The 19,415-nt window shown below is 36.8% G+C and carries 19 protein-coding genes; 5 read left to right on the forward strand and 14 right to left on the reverse strand.

Annotation, left to right across the window (positions count from 1 at the left end):
* Positions 1 to 14: 14 nt before the first annotated feature.
* The 10 genes from HO345_RS08550 to eno form a co-directional block, all read right to left on the reverse strand.
* On the reverse strand, positions 15 to 851 hold the full coding sequence (locus HO345_RS08550) for an ABC transporter permease (RefSeq protein ID WP_253682525.1): 837 nt from the start codon (positions 849 to 851) through the stop codon (positions 15 to 17).
* Positions 848 to 1,912, reverse strand: coding sequence for an ABC transporter permease (locus tag HO345_RS08555; protein WP_253682526.1), 1,065 nt, complete (start codon positions 1,910 to 1,912; stop codon positions 848 to 850). Before HO345_RS08555 ends, HO345_RS08550 begins: the two co-directional genes overlap by 4 nt.
* Entirely contained in the window at positions 1,909 to 3,453 is a 1,545-nt protein-coding gene (locus HO345_RS08560) for an ATP-binding cassette domain-containing protein (RefSeq protein WP_253682527.1), read from the reverse strand. Before HO345_RS08560 ends, HO345_RS08555 begins: the two co-directional genes overlap by 4 nt.
* Positions 3,454 to 3,476: 23 nt before the next feature.
* Positions 3,477 to 4,514: a BMP family ABC transporter substrate-binding protein gene (locus tag HO345_RS08565; RefSeq protein ID WP_253682528.1), complete on the reverse strand. Its 1,038-nt coding sequence runs from the start codon at positions 4,512 to 4,514 to the stop codon at positions 3,477 to 3,479.
* A 32-nt stretch (positions 4,515 to 4,546) separates the two neighbouring features.
* Positions 4,547 to 5,032 (reverse strand): hypothetical protein, encoded by a 486-nt coding sequence (locus HO345_RS08570; RefSeq protein WP_253682529.1) that lies wholly within the window; start codon positions 5,030 to 5,032, stop codon positions 4,547 to 4,549.
* A 120-nt stretch (positions 5,033 to 5,152) separates the two neighbouring features.
* Positions 5,153 to 6,592 carry an SEL1-like repeat protein gene (locus tag HO345_RS08575; protein ID WP_253682530.1) on the reverse strand — a complete coding sequence of 480 codons (1,440 nt, stop codon included), beginning with the start codon at positions 6,590 to 6,592 and terminating at the stop codon, positions 5,153 to 5,155.
* Positions 6,593 to 6,839: 247 nt separating this feature from the next.
* Positions 6,840 to 7,316, reverse strand: a complete 477-nt coding sequence (locus tag HO345_RS08580) for a hypothetical protein (RefSeq protein ID WP_253682531.1) — start codon at positions 7,314 to 7,316, stop codon at positions 6,840 to 6,842.
* A 31-nt stretch (positions 7,317 to 7,347) separates the two neighbouring features.
* Complete coding sequence (locus HO345_RS08585) at positions 7,348 to 7,842, reverse strand: DUF3997 domain-containing protein (RefSeq protein WP_253682532.1); 495 nt, start codon at positions 7,840 to 7,842, stop codon at positions 7,348 to 7,350.
* 15 nt (positions 7,843 to 7,857) lie between these two features.
* Positions 7,858 to 8,538 (reverse strand): hypothetical protein, encoded by a 681-nt coding sequence (locus tag HO345_RS08590; RefSeq protein ID WP_253682533.1) that lies wholly within the window; start codon positions 8,536 to 8,538, stop codon positions 7,858 to 7,860.
* Between the two features lie 68 nt (positions 8,539 to 8,606).
* Positions 8,607 to 9,908 carry a phosphopyruvate hydratase gene (eno, locus tag HO345_RS08595; RefSeq protein WP_002689690.1) on the reverse strand — a complete coding sequence of 434 codons (1,302 nt, stop codon included), beginning with the start codon at positions 9,906 to 9,908 and terminating at the stop codon, positions 8,607 to 8,609.
* Between the two features lie 233 nt (positions 9,909 to 10,141).
* Between eno and fusA the strand changes: the two genes are divergently transcribed.
* Together fusA and HO345_RS08605 are read left to right on the forward strand one after the other, a co-directional pair.
* Positions 10,142 to 12,220 (forward strand): elongation factor G, encoded by a 2,079-nt coding sequence (fusA, locus tag HO345_RS08600; RefSeq protein WP_253682534.1) that lies wholly within the window; start codon positions 10,142 to 10,144, stop codon positions 12,218 to 12,220.
* Between the two features lie 108 nt (positions 12,221 to 12,328).
* Complete coding sequence (locus HO345_RS08605) at positions 12,329 to 12,751, forward strand: hypothetical protein (protein ID WP_253682535.1); 423 nt, start codon at positions 12,329 to 12,331, stop codon at positions 12,749 to 12,751.
* A 56-nt stretch (positions 12,752 to 12,807) separates the two neighbouring features.
* Here the strand turns inward: HO345_RS08605 and HO345_RS08610 are convergent, their stop codons facing one another.
* Entirely contained in the window at positions 12,808 to 14,535 is a 1,728-nt protein-coding gene (locus tag HO345_RS08610; RefSeq protein ID WP_253682536.1) for an AMP-binding protein, read from the reverse strand.
* 79 nt (positions 14,536 to 14,614) lie between these two features.
* Between HO345_RS08610 and HO345_RS08615 the strand changes: the two genes are divergently transcribed.
* Positions 14,615 to 15,094, forward strand: a complete 480-nt coding sequence (locus HO345_RS08615; RefSeq protein ID WP_253682537.1) for a C40 family peptidase — start codon at positions 14,615 to 14,617, stop codon at positions 15,092 to 15,094.
* Between the two features lie 64 nt (positions 15,095 to 15,158).
* Here the strand turns inward: HO345_RS08615 and HO345_RS08620 are convergent, their stop codons facing one another.
* Positions 15,159 to 15,581 (reverse strand): hypothetical protein, encoded by a 423-nt coding sequence (locus HO345_RS08620; RefSeq protein WP_253682538.1) that lies wholly within the window; start codon positions 15,579 to 15,581, stop codon positions 15,159 to 15,161.
* A gap of 12 nt (positions 15,582 to 15,593) precedes the next feature.
* The gene (locus tag HO345_RS08625) at positions 15,594 to 16,523 is read right to left on the reverse strand and encodes a TraB/GumN family protein (RefSeq protein WP_253682539.1); all 930 of its coding nucleotides are present in this window, start codon (positions 16,521 to 16,523) and stop codon (positions 15,594 to 15,596) included.
* 96 nt (positions 16,524 to 16,619) lie between these two features.
* On the opposite strand from HO345_RS08625, the gene HO345_RS08630 reads away from it, so the two are divergent.
* Entirely contained in the window at positions 16,620 to 17,810 is a 1,191-nt protein-coding gene (locus HO345_RS08630; RefSeq protein ID WP_253682540.1) for a THUMP domain-containing class I SAM-dependent RNA methyltransferase, read from the forward strand.
* Positions 17,811 to 17,895: 85 nt separating this feature from the next.
* Here the strand turns inward: HO345_RS08630 and HO345_RS08635 are convergent, their stop codons facing one another.
* Positions 17,896 to 18,756: a sigma-70 family RNA polymerase sigma factor gene (locus HO345_RS08635; RefSeq protein ID WP_010698909.1), complete on the reverse strand. Its 861-nt coding sequence runs from the start codon at positions 18,754 to 18,756 to the stop codon at positions 17,896 to 17,898.
* Positions 18,757 to 19,095: 339 nt separating this feature from the next.
* On the opposite strand from HO345_RS08635, the gene HO345_RS08640 reads away from it, so the two are divergent.
* On the forward strand, positions 19,096 to 19,362 hold the full coding sequence (locus tag HO345_RS08640) for a co-chaperone GroES (RefSeq protein WP_002670325.1): 267 nt from the start codon (positions 19,096 to 19,098) through the stop codon (positions 19,360 to 19,362).
* Positions 19,363 to 19,415 lie beyond the last annotated feature (53 nt).

The raw sequence follows: 19,415 nt of genomic DNA on the forward strand, positions 1-19,415 counted from the left end.
TTCAGTTTTTCAGTTTACCTTTTTCTAACGGAAGGCGCTGCAATAAAAAATATAAGAGCCGTAATGTAAGGAACAGCCAATAAAATTCCTGATGGGATTTTAACTGCACCCTGCATGATATTTACAGCATATTCAGCTGAAGAAAAAAGCAAGACAGCGAGGGTGCATAAAAGAGGATTTTTATTTCCCAAAAAGATTGCAGCTAAGGCAGTCCATCCTCTTCCCGCACTTATATTCGGAGTATAGGCGGCAAGACGGAACACAAGAGTCGATCCTGCACAAGCTGCAAAAAAACCTGCGATGGTCCATGAAAATATTTTATAATTATTGGGATTTATTCCGTGAGCAATTAGTACGTCGGGTGCCTCACCTGAATATTTTAAGCTGATTCCCTTGGAGCTGTATTTTAACAGCACAAAGATTACAATGGCCAAAATTAAGCCGGCAAAAAACGGATTAAGGTTATTTACGGGAACAAGATGGGAGGAGGCTTCAAAGTCTTCAAAGGAAAGCACTCCGCCTTTTTTTAAAAAGAGTTCCGATGCCCAAGGCACAAAGCCGGCTGCAAATAGGTTTAAAGAAAGGCCGGTTAAGAAATAATTTGCCCTTGTTTTAACGGTAAACAATGCAAGCAAATAAAGAATAAAAGAAGTTAAAAGCACGGAAACTATAAAACCCAAAAAGGGATTGCCGCTTATTATGGTTATAAGAGCACAAAAAAATGCAGATAAGATAACGGCGCCTTCCATAAAAACCGCAAGGGAGCCTGAATATTCGGTAAGGAGAGCTCCCAAAACTAAGAACAAAAGAGGAGCCGACATTTTTAAGATGACTAATGCGGCTTCAATCATATTTCCTTCCTTTTTAAAAGAATCGTCTTTATCCGTGAAATATTTTTACTCAAGCGCAGGCTCAAGTTTAAGCTCAACAGGTTTGCAGAAATAAAAAGAAAAACTACGGCCTGTAAAAATACAGCCGTATCAAAAACCAAGGAGCCGGACATTACTGCGGCATCGGAAGCACTTTGTATCCATGAGTATAAGAAGGCGGCAGGAATAATTGCAAAGAAACTATTTTTTGCAATTAAGGCTATCGCAAGAGCCGACCATCCCATTCCCGAAGAAAAAGAAAGATGACAAATATACCAAGTTCCTGTAATTGCAAAAAAACCTGTTAAGCCGTGAAGCCCTGCAGAAATACCCATTCCTGCAAGAGGCGGAGCATAAACCGAAAAACCTGCAAACTTGGAAAACTCAGGAGCAGTTCCCGAAAGCCGCAAGCGGTAGCCCCACTTTGTTTTAGTAAAAAAAAGAATAAAAAACAAAACCAAAATAATCGAAAACAGAAAAGAAATATTTAACGATGACGGAGGTAAAAAACTTTTAAGCTCAAAAGTTTCTGCTATGGGAGGCAAGGCAAGTAAATTCCCCGATGTATCCCGCAGAGGATTGCCGATAAGATAGTTTACGACAGGCAATATAGCTGCAGAAATTAAAAAAGAAGTTAAAAGCTCATCGGCATTAAATTTAATTTTTAAAAATCCTGAAACAAGACCGATTAAGCCCGAAGCAAAAAAAACAATTAAGCCTGTAAGAACAAGTTGTATTACTGGCTCCGTCCAAGTATTTTGTAAAAGTATTCCGGTCAAAAGCCCTGCAAAATATATTTGCCCCTCTCCGCCCAAATTAAAGCAACCGCATTTAAAAGCAAATAAAGAACCTGAAGCTGCAAACAACAAAAGAGAAGTTTTGTTAAGCATGTTTCCAAAATACCAAACGGAAGAAAAAGGTTTAAAAAAAAATTCGGATAAGGCTTCCGTAGGATTTTGAGAACCCAGAGAAATAAAGATAATTATTACCAGAGTGCCGAGAAAAAACGCTGCTCCCGAACTTAAAAATTTATACCTTTTCAATTTTCTTTTCCTAAAAAATAAACGGCATCAAAAGCGTTTTTATAAGAAGCCGTATCAAATTCTTTTGTTAATATTATAATGATTCTACCCTGCTCGGCAAGAGCCCTAAACTTATTCATAAGAAGTTCCGTGCTCAAAAGGTCCAAACCCCATGCAGGTTCTGCTGCTATTATGATTTCAGGATTTTCAGCAAGACAGCGGGACAATATCAGACGCTGGAGCTGTCCGCCTGAAAGCGTACCCGCCAAACGGTTTTTATCGGCAGTTATATTTTCAGCTTTCAATAACGATAAAATAAATTCATCGGAATTTTTTTTATCGAAAAAATTATTTTTAAAGCGGTAACAATTTAAAACTTCTTCGATTGAAAGATTTACATCAGCACCGCGTAAATTTCTATCCGAGGGAATAAAGCCAATTTTATTTTTTAAAAGAAGGGATGGAGTAATTTTTTCGCAGCTAAAAACTTTTTTTTCCGTTTTAGGATTTTCAATTACTATACTTCCGGTATGGTACCTATTACTCATACCGGTCTTCTTACCCATAGCCATTCCTGAAAGAATATCCTCCAAGTATTCGATACCGTTGTTAGGAAAGCCTACAAGTCCGGTAATGTTTCCACGTTTGGCTTTAACCTGAAAATTTTTTATTTCGGATCCGAATCCGGAATTAAAAGAAATACAAAATTCAAAACTGCAACCGGAATCCGATTTTTTTTCTTCCGTATTTTTATCATGGGGCTTTTCTTTTTCGCTCTTTAAAAATTTATCGCCTGAAAATATTTGTTTTTTTATAAAAAGCTCGGCTTCATCATCGGTTCCCAAATCTTCAGTTAAAAAGGAGCCCTGCATTTTTCCGTTTTTTAAAACCGAAATCCTATCTGCAAAGTTTAGGGCTTCTTCGACCTTATGAGTAATTAAAATAACGCCTATTTTTTCTTCCGCACATGTTTTTTTTAATACCGAAAAAAAAGTCTGCCGCTCTTTATCCGTAAAAACGGAAGCAGGTTCATCTAAAATTAAAAATTGCGGATTAGTATAAAGAGCCGAAAACATTGCAGTATAAAATCTTTTATCTGCAGATAGATTTTTTATTTTGGCATTTAAATCCAAATCTAAATTCCATTTGGATTTTAAATTTTCTATTTTTTGTTTTTCGGAATAAAGATTTATAAGCGATAAGAAGCTTCTGTGTTTTGTTCCTATCATTATGTTTTCAAAAACGCTTGCATTTGCGGCAAGGCGGGGACGCTGATGAACAATCGCAACACCGGCATTTAAAGCATCATTCGGGGAATTAAAATTAAAAACCTTATTAGCTATTTTTATTGAACCCTGCGTCGGAGAAAGAAGCCCCGAAAAAATATTTACCAAGGTAGATTTTCCGGCTCCGTTTTCTCCGAGAAGGGCATGAATTTCGGAAGTGTAAAATTCTATGTTCACATTAGTTAAAGCGGCATTTTTATAGACCTCGCCGGTTTGATTATTTTCCGTTTCATAAATCTTATAAATGCCGCTTAACTCGGCCGTAGTCTTTTTCACTTCACAAAATCCGATTTTAAAATTTATTTTACCGACAAATCCAAAGAACCGTCAACTATTTTCTTTAACATTTCATCTTGTTGTTTTCTGATTTCTTCGGGAACTGTTTGAATATAAATCTCATCATCCGAAACAAAATTTACATAACCTTCTTTGATACCTAGGGTAGAAGCTGTTCCTTCCTGTAATTTTCCGTCGATGAAATTTAAAATTTGTTCGCGTGCAAGTTTTTTTTGTTTCATTTCGGAACTTGAAATTACATAGCCTTTCGCTTTTGCATAACCGTTATCGTCAAACCATGAAACATAAAAACCCAACTCCTTGGCAGCCGCAAGAACACCTTGATTTGCACCGCCCGAAATAGGCATAATTACATCCGCTCCGTTTTTATACATTGCACGGGCAAGCTCGGCTCCCTTTGCTGCATCATACCAGTTTCCTACAATTTTAAAATCGACTGTAAATTCGGGATCGACGGCCTTAGCTCCTTCAATAAAGGCAGGCAAAATTATATTCATCATTGCAGGATATTCTTGTCCTGCTATGAGTCCGATTTTCTTTTCGGGATTTGCAAATTCCATCTTGCTTAAACTTACCAAGGCAGAAATATGTCCCGCTATATAAGCCTGCTCCCTTTGATTGTATCTAAAGGTAGTAATCATAGGATTTCCTTCAGAGTATGCATCCAAGAGTAAAAATTTTTGATTGGGGAATTGTTTGGAAATAGGCGCTGCGATGCCGGGCATAGCGGGATTGGAAGAAACAATCAAATCATATTTTCCGTCCACGGCCAGAGAAGTAAGTTTTGTTCCCCATTCCGCCTGATTGGTTCCGGCTTCCAAAATCTTTAAACTTACTTTTTTGCCGTTTCCGATTGCAGAAGCAACGGCTTCTTCTACGCCGGAAGACAACATATCATAGACAGGACTTTCAGCCCTGACACCGGGAACAAAAACCGCAATAGCGATTTCTTTTTCTTTTTGCAGATTTTCAGTTTTTGCACATGAAAAAACAGCTAAAAGAAAAGAAACAAATAAAATAAAATTAATAATCTTTCTCATGGTTAACAATATAGCAAAAAAAAGAGGAGAATTCAAGATGGGAAGATTATTTTTATAATCCGTTTACCTACGCCCTCAAATATAAATATAAGATCTTTATCATTGTAAATATCAAAATACACACCTTTCCTATCAGGCATCCGTAAATGCCTTAAAAGTTTTTTTGTACGTATATCAATATAGAAAATATTTCCGGATCCGCCTGCAACAATGGTATTATCATCAAGCAGTATAAATGTATGATATCCATAAGTTCCAAACTCAAGCGGATGTAGTTTTTCTAAAGATTTATTTTTTTCAATGAATTCTTTTTCAGAAAGAACAAAATACTCATCACTAGTCCATAACTCATATTCATTATTTCGATATCTAGCATATACGAATTGATCTTTCATTTTGAGATATTCTGTTTTACATTCTGCAATGATATATTTATCAAGTTGGTATCTAATTATGATAGCAATGATAACAGCAAAAACTACAACTACAAATAATACTAATCTTGACTTTTTCGTCATTCACAATTCCTCATTTTATAATAAACAGCATAACAGTTTTTGACTCGCATGTCCATAGTTCTCCGTAAGGTTTCAATCGCTGTTCGAAAGAGAGGATATATTTCTTGTTCTAATAAATAACTACTCGTTTTTTTCTCCCAATGTTTTTGTTTCTTTGTCGTATTTTTTAAGGGCTTTCCTTATCCAAAAACGGCCTCTTATTTTACTGTATTCATCATTTTTTGATAATAAATATTTACCGTATTCATATTGACAATCCAAATTCTTGTTTTGTGCTCCTATCCTAAGCCAATAAACGGCTTCATTTTCATCTTTTTTGTAGTTTTTGTAATATTCATATAAGTGATAAGCTTCTTTTTTTCCTCCTCGCAATGCATAGTCGATTAATACTCTGATTTCATAATCAGAAATTTTATCATTTTCTTTTTTGTAGATATATTCTTTCAGTGCGGGGTATGAACTTTCAAGTTTTAATTTTTCATCTTTGATGATAGTTTGTGAACGTTCATGTCCATTTTTTGCAGCAAGAAAAAGCCAATAAAGACCACGAGCTTTTTCACATTCACTTCCTTTATTCTCATAATTTAAATAATACCACATAGCATATTGACTATTCGATAAATTTGCTTCCGCCAAAAACTCAACCCACTTTAACTCTTCATCATGATCAAATACTGAAAGTGCATAATAATCATTTACTCGTATTCCAGCTTCTATATTGCCTTCTAAAGCTTTTTTTGTTAAATCAATTAGTTCTTTAGTTTCTAAGTTAAAAGTTTTTACTTGAGAAATTAAAATAACACTATCTTCATCCTCTCCTAATTTTTTTAATAGATCTTTCGCTCGTGCATTCCCATTTTTTGCAGCTTTTTTTATCCAAAAGCTACCGCGTATATTATTATTTTCATCTTCAGCAGCAAGAAGATATTTACCATATTCATATTGACTCAAATCATTAAAATTTTGAGCACCTATCCTTAGCCAGTACACAGCCTCAGTTTCATTATGCTTATAATTTTGGTAATATTCATACAAACGGTAAGCTTCTTTTCCTCCCCCTCTCAAAGCATAATCTGTTAAAATTTTTATCTCATAATCTGACAGCATACTGTCTTCTTTATTACAAATATCTTCTACCAATATGGAATATGAGCTTTCTAATTTGAGATTTTCTTTTTCAATAGTAATTTTTGCGTTACAATCTCCATTTTTTGCAGCAAGAAAAATCCAATACAAAGAACGTGTTTTACTATATTGGTTTTCCTTTAAATTTATTAGTACACGTGATAACTCCCATTGAAAAAACTCGAAATCTTCTTCAGCTAAAAATTCAGCCCATTCATTTCTTTTATAAATATCACATACTGAGTATGCATAATAATTAAATACATATATACCATCAAATACATCTCCTGCTAAACCATTTTTTATTAAGTTAATCAAAGCTTCTGTTGATAGATCAAAATTTTCGTATTGTAAAATTTTATCATCTTCTGTTACTACGTTTGAATATACAAAAAATAGAAATATGCTAATGAAAATAAATAATTTTTTTTTCATTGTTCTACCACCTCTTTTTTTTACTTCCTACTGCATTTGTCTTCACAGGCAATGATCTTCCCTCCGGTCAGAGCTTGCTTTTTGCTTAAACACACCGCAAAAAGGATTTCTGCTTCAATCGCTGTTCGAAAGAGATAGTTGAACTGTGAATAAATGCAAAGTTTTGTTTTCATTTTATCATTTATCTCAACTCAATAATTTTTTGTAAAAATATTATCAAATTGTATATTCGATTTTATACAACAATTTAATAAAATATTTTACGTGTCTCTTCCCTTATAAAATTATCATTGATATCATATAAATCATAAGTATATGTACCGACAACATCCAACATATAATTTATTTTCATAAAATAATGTCTTTTACCTTCATACATTATATAAAACCATACCATAAAGTTGGGGTCATCAGGTCTACTTGCATCATTTATTATACGCAGAGTGATACCAGCAATTCTACACTCATTTCTAGCTGTTACTCCACGTTTTAAAGGCTCTTGATATACAAGATAATATACAGTTTCAATAATATCAGAAAAGTCAGGATTATAATTAACTTCTGACCATCCGTGCGACTTCATATATTTTTTAAAATTTTCATATTTTTTCCCTTGCGAAAATGTAGAACATGAAACCATCATAAATCCTAACACAACAATTAATAGCAAACTAAATTTCTTTTTCACTTTTTTATCTCCCATATTATTTATACCTGTAACCATAATAAAAACTCAAAATTACATCTCAACAAATTTAGTTTAATCTTAAATTTTCCGGTACATAAAACTCATCACACAGCCTAATAAACTGACTATATTCCAATGGGCCGAAAACTTTTTTCTCTTTTTTTTTAATAATCCAATAATACTCCGAATCCAAGCCTTTAGAATATTTATAGCCCTCATTATAAGTATAATTGAACTCCTTATACCGTCTAGGTTTTTGTTTTGCAACTATAAAATTATCATCATACTGATACATAAGAACTTCGGGAGGGATATCAGATACATTCAAATAATCACTCATAATAGCAAGTAATTCTTCATTATAATGAAAACCATATCCTAGTTCAATAATATTATTGCCCTCAAAAAAAGAAAACATTGAAATAACAATAAAACATATAATGAAAATATAAATTAATACTTTTACAATACTACACATCTTTTTTCGTTTTCTAATAAAAAGAACAAGAAATACAGATATAATACATCCAACAATAAATAAATCATAATATCCGGTACTCATTATTTTTCCCTCTTATTAAAATTGACTAGTCCAAAGCCAAATATATTTGTTATCGATTTTACTTTGCACAATATAACCATTATGCTTATTTTTAGTTCCCAAATTTACTAAAGAATCAGTATAATCCAAATAATCTTTTTCCTCAATTTTATTTAATATTTTATCGAGAGTTTCATTACTGCCGTATATAGTTTTTTGTTTATAATATAAGATATTATCTTTTGAAAAAATAGTACAGTCTTTCTTTAAGTCCGAATCAAAATATGTCATCAAATAAGATGCAACATCATCTTTTGCATCAACAATAAATTTATCATCATACTCAGTAAAGTTCTTTACATCAAAAATAAACACTTCTATCTTATCTTTTCGCCCTTCAGTAACAGGTTCATAAATCTGTAAACACAAAGGCATTTCATATTCATAACCTACATAACTATAATTATGAGGAATATAAATATGATTATTCTTTTGAGGCGTTAGATTGAATTCTTTTATATCGGAATGATTATTATCTACAAACAGCAATTTTATTTTATCAAAATTCTGTGAAGAACTGTAATTTCTCCATATAATTTCTCTTTTACTACAAGCCGAAAAAAAGAGAGCTACAATAATCAAGTATATCAGCAATCCAACAATATTCTTTTTTCTTTGATGATAAATCTTTGTTTTCATATATTTTTTCAAACGCATACAATCCCCATATAATAAAAATCCGGCAAGGCTTTGATAAACCATGCCGGTTAAAAGTTTGTACCCTTTTATTTTTTTATCAGGTTTGCAAAGGTTGCCATACCTGCATAGCGGGCGTTGTAGCCTAGCTCATCTTCAATCCTCATAAGCTGGTTATATTTTGCGATGCGGTCGCTTCGGCTCATTGAACCGGTTTTAATTTGTCCGGTTTCAAGGGCAACGGCCAAGTCTGCAATAAAGGCATCTTCGGTCTCGCCTGAGCGGTGCGAAATAACCGCAGTGTAGCCGGCCTTTTGAGCCATTCTTACGGCATCGATTGTTTCGGTAACGGTTCCGATTTGGTTGAGCTTTATCAAAATAGAATTGCAGGCTCCTTCTTCAATACCGCGGGCAAGCCGTTTTGTGTTTGTTACAAAAAAGTCGTCACCCACAATCTGAATCTGATTTCCCAATTCCTTTGTCATCTTTGCATAGCCTTCCCAATCGTTTTGATCGAGCGGGTCTTCAATAGAAACAATCGGATATTTACTTATCCAATCCTTAAAAAGGTCTACCATCTCATCGGCATTTAAAATTTTAGAAGGTTCCGACTTCCAGAACTTGTAACCCTTTCTGTCTCCAGCATCAAAGAGCTCCGAAGAAGCGCAGTCCAAAGCTATCACCACATCCTTTCCGGGTTTGTAGCCGGCCTTTTCGATAGCCTTCATTATATAATCCAAGGCTTGAACATTTTCGATATTGGGAGCAAAACCGCCCTCATCGCCTACAGCCGTAACATGACCTTCTTTCTTTAGAATATCCTTTAAGGCATGGAAAACCTCGGCTGTCATTCTTATACCTTCACGGATTGACGGAGCACCGACGGGCATAATCATATACTCCTGAAAATCTATCTTGTTGTCGGAGTGGCGGCCGCCGTTTATGATATTAGCCATGGGAACGGGCATCTGCATAGCATGAACGCCTCCCAAATAGCGGTAAAGCGGTAAACCTAAACTGTCGGCAGCGGCACGGGCTACAGCCATCGAAACACCGAGCATAGCATTCGCTCCGAGCTTGGATTTATTTTCGGTGCCGTCAAGATTTATAAGCATATTATCTATTTCGGCCTGATCCAAAGCATCGGCCCCGTCAAGTTCTTCGGCAATAACCGTATTAACTTGGTCAACAGCCTTTAAAACACCCTTTCCCAAATAGCGGCTCTTATCGCCGTCCCTCATTTCCAAAGCTTCATATTCTCCCGTAGAAGCACCCGAAGGAACACAGGCCCGGCCGTAGCTAAAATCGCTTAACTGAACCTCAACCTCTACAGTAGGATTTCCCCGCGAATCCAAAATCTCGCGGCCTTCAATATAAATAATATCAGACATATTAACCTCCTTAAGATAAGCCGATATTTAATTCTACTCTTATTCTAAAATAAAATCAAGGCCGAAAAAAACGTAGTTTCTTAAGGAATTTAATTTGCTCGTTTAAAAATAAGAATAATTTTTTTACATTCTTAACCTTGCAATTTTTGAAAATATAGTGTATCCTTATTTTGTGATCAAACTTATTCTGTGATCAAATTTAAGCTTTTATGCTTTATATAAAAGGAGTTTTTATGGGATTTACAACGGATAAAATCAGAACCATCGCCGTTGCCGGACACGGACAATCGGGCAAAACCAGTCTTGTGGAACACTTGCTCTATGTTTCGGGCCTCATCGATAAGGCAGAATCTGTAGAGTCGGGAAAAACCGTGACGGACTACAGTCAGGAAGAAATCGATCGAAAAATATCTATTTACTCAACCTTAGTTAATTTACAAAAAGACGATAAGCTCATAAACATTTGGGACACTCCCGGAGCTTCTGATTTTATCGGTGAGGTAATAGCTGCTTTCCGCTCATCCGAAGCAGCCCTCATAGTTTTAGACGGAAGATCGGGCGTACAAATTGAAACAATCAAGTACTGGCGCGACCTTGACAGAAGAAACAAGCCCCGCTTGGTTTTTGCAAACAAGATGGACGAAGCCAGAGCCGACTTCGATAACTGTATAGCCGATGTTAAAAAGCAGTTTCAGGTAGATGTCTTCCCTGTAAGCTTTCCCATGGGAACGGGAGATAATTTTAAGGGCGTTGTAGACGTTCTTCACGGCAAAGCCTATAAAATCGAGGACGGAAAAGAAGTAGAAACGGAAATCCCTGCCGAATATCAGGATAAATACAAGGACGCTCTGGAGGTTTTGGCCGGAGCTGCCGCCGAAGGCGATGAAGAATTACTCGTAAAATTTATAGATGAAGGAGAGCTTTCTCCTGAAGAAATAAGCCGAGGCCTCACCCTCGCTATGGCCGATAATAGAATTGTTCCTCTTTTTGCAGGTTCGGCAATAAATAATTCGGGTCTTAATTCTCTTTTACGCTTTATAAGCGAAATCCTGCCGTCCCCTGAGGGTGCACTGGAAAGAGGAGTTACAAAGGAAGGGGAAGAAATCTCAGTTAAACTGGATCCTTCAGCTCCTCTTTCGGCCATTGTAGTAAAAACCTCCAACGACCAATTCTCAGGCAGACTTTCCTATGTAAAGGTTATTACGGGAACTCTCTCAGCCGATTCCGAGGTCTACAATCTTAGAGAAGAAAAAAAAGAAAGGGGCGGTAAAATTTATAGGATAATGGGTAAAAAACTTACCGAAATAAAAGAGCTTCAAGCCGGTGATATAGGCGTTTTGGTAAAACTTACGAGCACAAAGACGAACGATACATTGGCGGCCCTATCAGATGCCGTTCCTTTTGTAAGACTTAGAACTCCCGAACCCATCTATTCGTTGGCGGTTTCGGCAATCGACAAAAAGAATGACGATAAGGTCAGCGAGCAGCTGTTTAAGGCCTGCGAAGAAGACATGACCCTCTCCTTTGCTTTTAATGCCGAAACAAAGCAAAATGTTCTATCGGGCATGGGAGATTTACATACAAGCATAGTTTTGGATAAGGTTAAAAATCAATCCAAGATAGAAATTCAAACATCCATTCCCCGAATTGCCTATAGAGAAACAATTCAGCGCAAATCTCAAGCCGAATACACGCATAAAAAGCAGTCGGGCGGACACGGACAGTTCGGCAGGGTTGTTTTGGCAATCGAGCCCCTCCCCAGAGGCGAAAAATACAAGTTTACCAATGCGGTTTTCGGAGGAGCTATCTCCAAGGGCTACATACCCGGCGTTGAAAAGGGCGTTATTGAGGCTATGGAAAAAGGCGTTTCTGCAGGCTACCCCGTAGTAGATGTTGCCGTAACCGTTCTCGACGGAAAGGAACACCCCGTAGACTCATCGGAAATGGCCTTTAAGATTGCAGCCCGAAATGCCTTTAAGGATGCAATGAGAAATGCAGGCCCCATCCTTCTTGAGCCCATTATGAACCTGACCGTCTTCGTTGAAAATTCCTATCTCGGAGATATAATGAGCGACCTTTCTTCACGCCGAGGAAGAATCCTAGGCCAGTCATCTCCTGCAAGCGGCATTGAAGAAATCAGGGCACAGGTTCCCCACAAAGAGCTTTTGCGCTATGCAATAGACCTCCGCTCGATGACAAGCGGTACGGGTTCTTTTGAAATGTCCTTTGATCACTATGATCCGATATCCGGTAAGATTGCCGATGAGATAATAGCCGAAGCCAAGGCCTTTATGGAAGAACAAGAAGAATAAGGAGAAAATTCCCCTAGCAAGGATAAACCTAGGGGATAAATAAAAAAATGACTTTTGTCCGGAATAAGTTTAAACTTAATTTATGAGTACAAAGTCGAAGGAGTTTTTATGAATAGGAAAAATATTTTCGCCGTTTTTGTGTTATTTTTAACAGTATTTTGTATTAACACAATGAGTTGTAGGGATAGGCCAAAAGCTTATAACACTTATACAGTTTATACTGGAAAAAGCACACTAGAAAAATATAAAGAAATATTTGGTAATGGAGAGACCATCAACAAAGATGAGCATATCTTATGGAGAATGAACAAAAATTCTTTTAATGGTCTAAAAACTGAACTTACAGGTGTACATACTATGGTGTGGACTCAAACTGAAATGGAAACTTATTTGGTTAATGAAGGCTTTTCAGAAGAAATAGCAAAAAAAGCGATTAACCATTTTTTAACCGCTTCAACTGATGCATCACGCCCACATAAATGTTTAGCATATAGACTCTCAACCGATACAATCTATTATCTTTTTAGATAAATTTAAAAACTGTAATAAAAAACCTCCGATAAACTCGGAGGTTTTTTATCAATACCCTACTTCTTAAAACGCTTTACTTTTTTGGTTGTAGTCATTTCAAGCGGTTCGGATAGATAAGTTGTCTTTGTAATCCGCTGATAAGGTAAAAGCTTTTTATTTACTGTTTCGATAATGGCATCGATTTCTTTTTGAATAGCTGCATCGCCTTCGCTTGTGCCTCGTGTCATATTGAGCTTTTTATAAAGTTCATCGGCGGGATAAACAAGGGCTTCAACTTCCTCACCTTCTTCAGCCTGATAGCCTGCAGCGGTAATCTGTTCAATTTCATTATAATAAAGCTGAAACATATTTTCGATTTCTTCGGGGAAGACGTTTTTTCCTCCGGCAGTAACTATGAGGTTTTTAGCCCTTCCGCAAAGGTAGAGATAACCCTCATCGTCAAGCCAGCCAAGGTCTCCTGTCTTTAACCAGCCGTCGGGAGAAAGAACTTCGGCTGTTTCTTCGGGCATATTATAATAGCCCTGCATAACCATCGGCCCCTTTACGGCAACCTCGCCTATTCCCTTTTCATCAGGATCGAGAATCTTCATTTCCATATAAGAAATAAAGTACTGTCCGACACTGGCGATTTTAAAGTGTTCTTTCGGATTAAGAGCAATAATAGGAGATGTTTCGGTTAGGCCATAGCCTTGAATAAAATCAATACCGAATTCGTTATAGGCTCTAAAAACTTTGGGAGCAAGGGGGCCGCCTCCGCATATAGCGATACGCACATTTCCTAAACTGGCCTTATCCAAAATGCCGTGGAAGAGCTTACTTCCTATATTGGCCTTAAAGACCTTTTTAACAAAGTACGAAAAGCCCATTAATGCCTTGATAATACCGAAAACTACAATACCCTTCGCCCTAATGCCCCTAAAAATACCTGCAAGGAGTTTATTGAACAAGAGCGGAACGCCCAAAAGCATCGTGATTTTTCCGGCTTTAAGCTCGGCAAGCATCTTCGATACGGCAAGAGTCTTACCGAATACCAATTCGGCACCTACCGATAGGGCTTCGATAAATACCGCAAGCATCGTATAAGAGTGATGAAGCGGTAAAAGAGCATAGAATACGTCCGTATGGTAAATGTTAAGGTTGGACTGGGCTATATAGCAGTCCGAAACGAAGTTTTTATGTGTTAAAACAACGCCTTTGGGATTTCCCGTTGTACCTGAGGTAAAAAGAATTGCAGCCGTATCATTTTCTTGGGCCTTTGCAAGTTCAGGTGTACCCGACGGCTTTATATTATAAACATAAATTTCAGGGTGTTTTTTACTTAAAGAATAAAGAGAACCTATGTAGCTTTCGGTTTTTGCTTTTTCTGCAAAAAAGTCAAACTTTTCCTCATCAACAAAGAACATTTTAGGCTTTGCCGTTTTTAAAAGAGTTTCAATTTCTTCATTATGAAGACCGTAGTCTATGGGGATTATTGTTCCTCCTGCAAAAAGAGCTGCCAAATATACGACAGCCCATTCCGGGGAGTTTTTTCCTGAAACGGCAACATGAGTTCCCTTTGTAACACCGTTTTCAGTCATCCAATAAGCCAAGTCTTTTATTACCTTCAAACTTTCCGAATAAGAAAGGGTTATACGATCCGGTTCAAAGACCGTAAAACAGTTCCTGTTAGGATACCGTTCAGCAGTAATTTCAAACATTTCGGGGAGGGTCGGCCATTCGCCTTTAAACTTTGAGCCTCTCCATTCATCTAAAAATGCCCAGGGCTTTTTATTAAGATTTGCCATAAGATCTTCCTTTTATAAATAAATTTAGCTAAATTCTCTTATAGTTAGACCCGATAAAAGATAAGAGGTTGCATAATTTATGAAAAAAATATTTATTTTTATTGTCTTTAGCTTTTTTTTAAACGGATACATGATTTTTGGAGCTCAACCGCCCGAATCTCCTCGGCTCGATTTTATAAATGCCGCATATAAATACTTAAAAACCCCATATAAATATGCAGGGACCACTAAGGCCGGAATGGATTGTTCAGGTTTTGTATATAGAGCTGCTCTTGACGGTCTTGAAATGACTATTCCCAGAAGCACAAAGGGGCTGGCCGACTTTGCCAAACGGATTTCGGATAAAGAAGTTCAACCCGGCGATCTTTTATTTTTTTATACCGTGGGAAACAAAGTATCGCATGTAGGAATTTACATAGGGAACGGGGAATTCATCCATGCCGCTTCGCAGGGTAAACATACAGGCGTAATAATTTCTTCCCTTGATGAAAAATATTGGAAAAATACATACCGTTTTGCAGGCAGGTTTTTAGAAGAAGAAGATATTTTTAACGAATAAGGTTCAAAAATCAACAAGCCCGACGCAAGCGTCGGGGTATTAAGCCCTCCGCACGAATAAAGACCTATAATTCGATATTAAAAACATTTAAGATTATTATCAGCTGCATTCCCTTTCGGGGCTCAAGGTCAATATTGAATTCCTGTATCAAGGATTTGGGCTTTATTTTAAGTTTTCTTATTATTGAAAACTCCTCCTTTGCCAAAAGTTTCCCCTCGGGCCTTTTTTTATAATCCGAAAAATCATAGACAACCTTTGTTATTATACGGCCTTCAATAACTTGAACTACAACCTTACCGTCTTCATTAGTAAGATGTTTTTCTTGAGTGCCGTCCGAAAAAAAGACGGTACAGGGGAGGTCTTTAAAAGATATTTGAGCCTTGTCCGTAAGCTGTATATAAGCTCCTTCAATTTTAGGCTGAATTTGTTTTGTCTTGCATGATAAAAAGCAAAACATAAAACACACAAAAATAAGCCCTTTTTTCATTTTATCCGCCTTTTATTCTAAAATTCCTTTTATTCTCATTTGTTCAAATACGCTGTCCTCTCCTAAAAAGTGAGCAAGGCCGGCAAATACAAAGGTTGTTCCGCCCTTATTAAGATATTCTTCAAATTTGTCAGCCCAAACAATATTTCTATCTTTTAAAAGAGCATCTTGAGATATACCATCAGTCATATCCAAAAGAGAACCTATAAAATCTTTTAATTCCTCGGTATTGTTTTCCAAATAAAGCTTTTTTAACTTTGTAAGCCAGTCAATGGTTTTATCCGTATTTTGTAATTCGTTTATAGTTTCTTTAAGAGCCTTTAGCTGTTCTTCAAAAGTTCCTGAAGATAAAAGATCCAGCTGTTCATCAATGCTTTCAAGGGCTTCAATGTTTTTCTTACCGGCACGGTTTAAAAGATGCATATCTATACCCTTTTGAGGATCTAATCCGGCCTTTGTATACAGTACTTGATTTAAAGCGATTGTAAGAACCCATGGATTAAATTTTAATAAAGGAACAGCAATGTTTTCTCCCAATTCTTGTTTAATAATGTTTATTTTATCTTCGGATAAAAAATTAGACAAATCTTTTTTCGGATTAAAATGTTGAATCATTCTAATTTGTAATTTTTCCTGCAAGGTTTCCATTTCTTTTTTGCCGCCCAATTCGCTGACCATCCTATCGGCCTTATCAAAGGCTTCCAGTATCTTATCTTCCAAGGGATAAAAATCCTTGTCGGCAACATGGATTGTACCCAAAACATAGATTGAAGCATCTTCTTTTTTTATTTCCCAAAACATTCTTTCAGGATGTTTTATTAAAACGGCTTTCGGTTCGCCGTCAGCCTGCGAATTTGAATCCTTTGTTTTACAAGAGACTAAAAAAGAAAAAATAAGCAAAAAAGCCAAAACGGCCGTCAAGATTTTTTTAAGGTTTTTCATATATTCTCCGAATTTAATTAGATTATTTTATAACGATGATTTCATAATTTACAGTATATAAAAAAATTTTAAAAAATGCTATACTGCAAAACACTTATGAATGATTTTATTGCACTATGCGCCGTAGGTGCAGAACCCGTACTTACAAGAGAACTAAAACTTTTAGGTTTTAAGCCTTACAATAGGTTACCCGGAAGGGTATTTTTTACTTCAACCGAAGCCGAACCTCTTTTAGCTTTTTTTAAGGCAAACTATTTTTTACGCACAACCGACAGGGTTTTTATGCTTATAAATACCGCAAAGGCCGAAAATTTTGATGACCTTTTTGATTTGGTCTTTTCGATAGACTGGCATAACTATTTTCCGCGTGATGCCCGCATTACAATCGACAAGGTACGTACCTATAAGTCCAAGCTTTCTTCGGAACATGCCGTTCAATCCATCGTCCACAAGGCAGTTTGCGACAAGCTGTGCAAAAAATGGAATATGCATTCCCTGCCCGAAACCGGCACCCGTTTTATGATCCGCATTTATATCGAAAACAACAATGTCTATGTCTGTCTGGACTTATCGGGGGAACCTCTTTATAGAAGGGGTTACCGTTTAAGCGGAGGAGCCGCCCCCATGAGGGAAACCTTGGCAGCCGTCTTAATTCAGCTCATGCAGTGGAAAAGAAAAATTCCCCTCCACGATGCTTTTTGCGGCTCAGGAACTATTCCGATTGAAGCCGCTTGGTATGCCTATAATATTCCGCCCGGGATTGCCCGTCACTTTGCCTTTGAAAACTTCATTTGCTTTGAAAAAGAAAAAATAGAAGCCGTCTTAAAGGAAGAAAAAGAAAGAGCCGCCTCGGAGGTACGCACCGACTGCCTTGCAAGGATAACGGGCTCGGATATTTCGGAAGAAGCAGTCTCTCTTTCAAAGGCCAATGCCGAAAGGGCCTGCATTATCGCAGGAAGGGAACTTCATACAGCAGGCATTACCCATCACATCGAGCGTCCCGACTTTATTCAATCGGACTTTTCGGAACTGGAAGCCCCATACGATAGCGGCATCCTTTTATCGAATCCGCCCTACGGCGAAAGGCTCGGAAGCGAGGAAGAAGCCTTTGAGCTTTATAAGCGGATGGCCGAAATCCCTCAACACTTCCCGGACTGGAAGCTGGGCTTTATCACAAGCAAAAAAGAATTCGAAAAAATATTCTGCAAGCAAAATAAGGATGCCGTCTTAAAAAAACACAGCCTGCGCGGCGGCAACATGGAAACCGTCTTGTACATTATGGAGTAAAAATCCGGTTTAGCTTACAAAAAAAGGGCTGCTTTTCAGCAGCCCTAATTTAATCGCATGGAACTAATTTTTATATAAAGCGCGTTTACGCAACGTAAACGGCAAGTTTTTGTTTTTCGGCAGGCTTTTTCAGCTGCTGCAAGGCCTTTTTTTCAATCTGACGTATTCTTTCTTTTGTAAGATTAAAGATAAGCCCCACCTCTTTTAATGAAAGAGGAGCATAACCTCCAAGCCCGAAACGATAACGGATTATCTCAGCTTCCCTATCGTCAAGATTTTTAAGAAGCTCGTTTACCTCATCCCTAAGGCTCATATCCATTGCGTAGTCTTCAGGCATTTGGTGAGTTTCGTCCTGTAAAAAATCGTTTACACTGGAGCTTCCGGGCTCATCAAAAACGGGAGCATCTATGGAAACAGGCTCTCTGGCAGCATTCATAATTGTGTGAACCATAGAATTGTCCATATTTAAGATACCTGCAATCTCATTGAGTTCCTTAGTTTCGTTGCCCGAAAAGTCGATTTCTTTTTTAGCCTTTTCAATTTGAACAAGCTCGTTTGCCCTGTTTAAGGGAAGGCGTATCATCCTTGATTTTTCGCAAATAGCTTTTAAGATAGATTGTTTAATCCACCAAACAGCATAAGAAATAAATTTATAGCCCTTTGAAACATCGAATCTTTCGGCGGCATTCATCAAACCTATGTTTCCTTCGCTGATAAGATCCATAAGGGGAAGCCCTTGGTTTTGATATTTTTTTGCTACATTTACAACAAATCGGAGGTTAGAATTTACCAACATATTTTTGGCATCTTCATCTCCTTTTTCGGCGAGTTTAGCATATTTTATTTCTTCTTCAGCTGTTAAAAGCGGTATCTGATTGATTTCTTTTAAATAAGTAGCCAACGAGTTCATTTCTGCGTCATAATTATTTTTTGTCCTGTTATACATAACCTAACTCCTTGTATAAAATTGGGAAGTCTTTTTGACCTCCGGAATATACAAGCAAAAACTATGCTAAAAGCCGAATATTCAAAAAAATATTTTTAAACCATCAAAAAAAAGAAAGTTAAAACTATAAGTCTATATTCAATATAGACTTATAAAATTCAACATCTTGTACCGAAAATGAGCAAAACCTATTGCCTTTTTAGCTCTTTTTTCTTATATTTTATGGTATTCGGGATTTATGTATTGAAATGACACAACCCGAAATAAAACACAAAAAAGAGTGCCAAAAAGGCACAAAAAAGCTTTTTGCTTTCTTTTAATTTTTCAGGAGGTCTTTTGATGAAAGTTAAACCCTTAGGAGACAGAGTTTTAGTAAAACCGGATGCCGTAGAAACAAAAACTGCCGGCGGAATCATCATTCCCGACACAGCTCAAGAAAAAACACAAAGAGGTGTTGTTGTAGCTGTAGGTGACGACAAAGAAAAGATTAAGGTTTCAGTCGGTCAAAAAGTTATTCACGACAAATATGCCGGAACTCAAATTCAAATTGACGGCGTAGATCATTTGATTTTAAAATCAAATGATTTGGTTGCTGTTGTAGAATAAGGTTTAGCGTTTTTATCTTACAGATAAAAGCTGATTAAAAAACGGCGGGTTTT

It is taken from the genome of Treponema denticola (assembly GCF_024181645.1).
GTDB classification, from domain to species: Bacteria; Spirochaetota; Spirochaetia; order Treponematales; family Treponemataceae; genus Treponema_B; species Treponema_B denticola_A.